The organism is Fulvivirga sp., assembly GCF_040220315.1.
Classification (GTDB): domain Bacteria; phylum Bacteroidota; class Bacteroidia; order Cytophagales; family Cyclobacteriaceae; genus Fulvivirga.
The window spans coordinates 1-2,263 of the sequence record NZ_JAVJUY010000316.1 but is presented as its reverse complement, the minus strand read 5'-3'; the positions used below and the strand labels follow the sequence as shown (position 1 = coordinate 2,263).

5 protein-coding genes are annotated in these 2,263 nt (G+C 34.9%); 4 read left to right on the top strand and 1 reads right to left on the bottom strand.

What is annotated here, in order from left to right; genetic code table 11:
- The 4 genes from RLO81_RS16050 to RLO81_RS16035 all read left to right on the top strand — a co-directional run.
- Window positions 1-292 (top strand): hypothetical protein (locus RLO81_RS16050; protein WP_350113904.1); only part of this gene is annotated, 292 nt, incomplete at its 5' end.
- Window positions 293-306: 14 nt separating this feature from the next.
- Window positions 307-711 carry a CBS domain-containing protein gene (locus RLO81_RS16045; RefSeq protein ID WP_350113901.1) on the top strand — a complete coding sequence of 135 codons (405 nt, stop codon included), beginning with the start codon at window positions 307-309 and terminating at the stop codon, window positions 709-711.
- A 50-nt stretch (window positions 712-761) separates the two neighbouring features.
- Window positions 762-1,235 carry a hydrogenase maturation protease gene (locus RLO81_RS16040; RefSeq protein ID WP_350113899.1) on the top strand — a complete coding sequence of 158 codons (474 nt, stop codon included), beginning with the start codon at window positions 762-764 and terminating at the stop codon, window positions 1,233-1,235.
- Entirely contained in the window at window positions 1,228-1,539 is a 312-nt protein-coding gene (locus RLO81_RS16035; RefSeq protein ID WP_350113896.1) for a hypothetical protein, read from the top strand. The genes RLO81_RS16040 and RLO81_RS16035 overlap by 8 nt, the downstream gene beginning before the upstream one ends.
- A 182-nt stretch (window positions 1,540-1,721) precedes the next feature.
- On the opposite strand, the gene RLO81_RS16030 is transcribed toward RLO81_RS16035, so the two are convergent.
- A partial coding sequence (locus tag RLO81_RS16030) for a hypothetical protein (RefSeq protein ID WP_502880467.1) occupies window positions 1,722-2,263 on the bottom strand: 542 nt, incomplete at its 5' end.

The following is a 2,263-nucleotide window of genomic DNA, read 5'->3' as shown; positions in this document are numbered from 1 at the left end:
AAATAGCCTGCAAGAATCATTATCCAATGGTCTTGATGTTGAAGTAGAACCACGAGCATATACCCACGAAGAAATACTGGAAGTTATTTCACGTCTGCAGAATCTTGAAGAATCAGATGTTATAAACAAGTTAAAGGTTGCCGGCTTTACGCTCAAACCTTACGTTATTGATGACGATGAACAAGCCTGTGAAACCTGTATGTATTACAAGGTGCACAGACGATTTTGTGAATTACCCGAATTAATGTTGCCGGTTGAAGAGGAATGGTCATGCCGGCTTTGGCGTATCTAAATACAGAGAAATTTATGATAATCACAGCAAAATTGTTGTTAGAAAATAAAACCAAAAGAAAACTTTTCACGATAGAACCTGAAAAACCGTTTCAAGATGCTGTCGAGATAATGGCAGAGAATAAAATTAGTGCGTTATTGGTTTTAGAAAATGATGAATTAATCGGAATCGTTTCAGAAAGAGATTATATTAGAAAAGCAGCCCCTAAACGTATTGTCCCGTGGGAGATAACAGTTGAGGAGCTTATGACAAAAGAAGTGATTGTTGTGCCTCCTTCAGAAAACATACAAGCTTGTATGCAAATTATGACAAGTAACCGGTTTCGTCACCTTCCAGTTGTCGAAGATGATGTGTTATTAGGCATAATATCTATCACTGATGTTGTATCTGCATTGCGTGCTGGGAATTTGGCTTCATAATTAGATTAGATAGTTTAAGGATTTATACAAATTATTTATGATAGTGCAGTATGCTCACAATTATTGGCTGCGGTAATGCTAATCGGAGTGATGATGCCGTAGGTATTGTTGTTGCCCAATCTCTTAATTCCTACCTGGATAAAAATCCTAACAACAATGTAAATATCTTTGATGCGGGTACATCTGGCATGGATGTAATGTTTATGGCTAGAGGATGTGAGCAATTAATCATTGTCGATGCAAGCTCAACAGGTTCTGATCCGGGTGCAATTTATGAGGTGCCAGGTGAAGAATTAGAAAATATTCCCGCACCTAGTTACAACTTGCATGATTTTCGTTGGGATAATGCACTTTATGCTGGAAGAAAGATTTTTAAAGAAAACTTTCCGAAAAAAGTAAATGTATATTTAATTGAAGCAGAATCTTTAGAATTTGGGCTGGATTTATCAAAGTCTGTAAATCAATCAGCTGATATTGTCATCGATAAAATAATAACGATTATTAATAATTATGAGCATGTCTGATCAAATCCCTCTTACAGTTAAAATACACGATGGAAAAATATATCTGTCAAATATAGTTTATGAAACATATTTCAAAAATATTCAATCAATTGTTTTTTTAGAACGAGAAAAAAACATATATTTGCTTCCAGTTAATCAAGCAGGTGGCAGTGGCCTTCTATTAAAAATAATAAATGCGAAAGGTGATCGTGTTATAAATGTTCCCGAACAATTATTAGGTTTAGGTATTGATGGAGTAAAAGAATATATTTGTTCAGTAAAGTGGGATGCAACTATTTCAGGATTAAACATATGCATGAATTAATTTTTAATAGAAAAATGTATGCCTTCAATTTTAGTGTCTAAAAAAGTTTATGACTCGGCACAAGTTTTTGAAACTTCTGCCGGTATTCCAGATAGGTCGAACTAGTAAGCATCATACGAGGACAGATTGACTTTTCCTGGTTACGTATAAGCACGTTCCGATTTATAATTTCTTACAGAGACTTATTTGTAATTAAATTTCAATAATGCATGTTGTTTGTCCCAGTCATACGGAGTTTTCTTTTTGAGTTGTTCTAAAGTTAATTCATTCGGAATATTTCCCTTATTGATTTTCTCAATAATGTCTGGTGCCAAAAAAGCAAGCTGAATGAGATGAGCAACATAACGTTGTGTGACGTTTTCTTGTTTTGCCAATTCTTTCATGTCATCTACTTGTCCAGTGATGAGTGCTTGATTCCAAATTAATGCTTTTTTGAGTGCCTGTTGAATCGCGGTCACTGAGTTAGTATCAGGTTCGTTGATATGCTTATCGGTAATAATAAGTTTTGTTTCTTGGCCGCATCGTTTGAGTTTAGTGGGTATGGCAATAAGAAACTCATCATCAGTGTTATCTTTAAATGTTTTCTTATCAGTAATCTCATTTAATAAACATTGCTTTATGCCTGAACGAGACAAAAGCATATTAATGCTGTTAGATCCGACTTCTATTTCCCGAACCATCAACTTTAAATAATCAATTTTCTTGCTGGCGGCAGACTCCTGCC

What these genes read in the sequence shown, in the direction of transcription:
- RLO81_RS16045 (WP_350113901.1), top strand. Translation starts at nt 307, where the DNA reads ATGATAATCACAGCAAAATTGTTGTTAGAAAATAAAACCAAAAGAAAA.
- RLO81_RS16035 (WP_350113896.1), top strand. Translation starts at nt 1,228, where the DNA reads ATGTCTGATCAAATCCCTCTTACAGTTAAAATACACGATGGAAAAATA.
- RLO81_RS16040 (WP_350113899.1), top strand. Translation starts at nt 762, where the DNA reads ATGCTCACAATTATTGGCTGCGGTAATGCTAATCGGAGTGATGATGCC.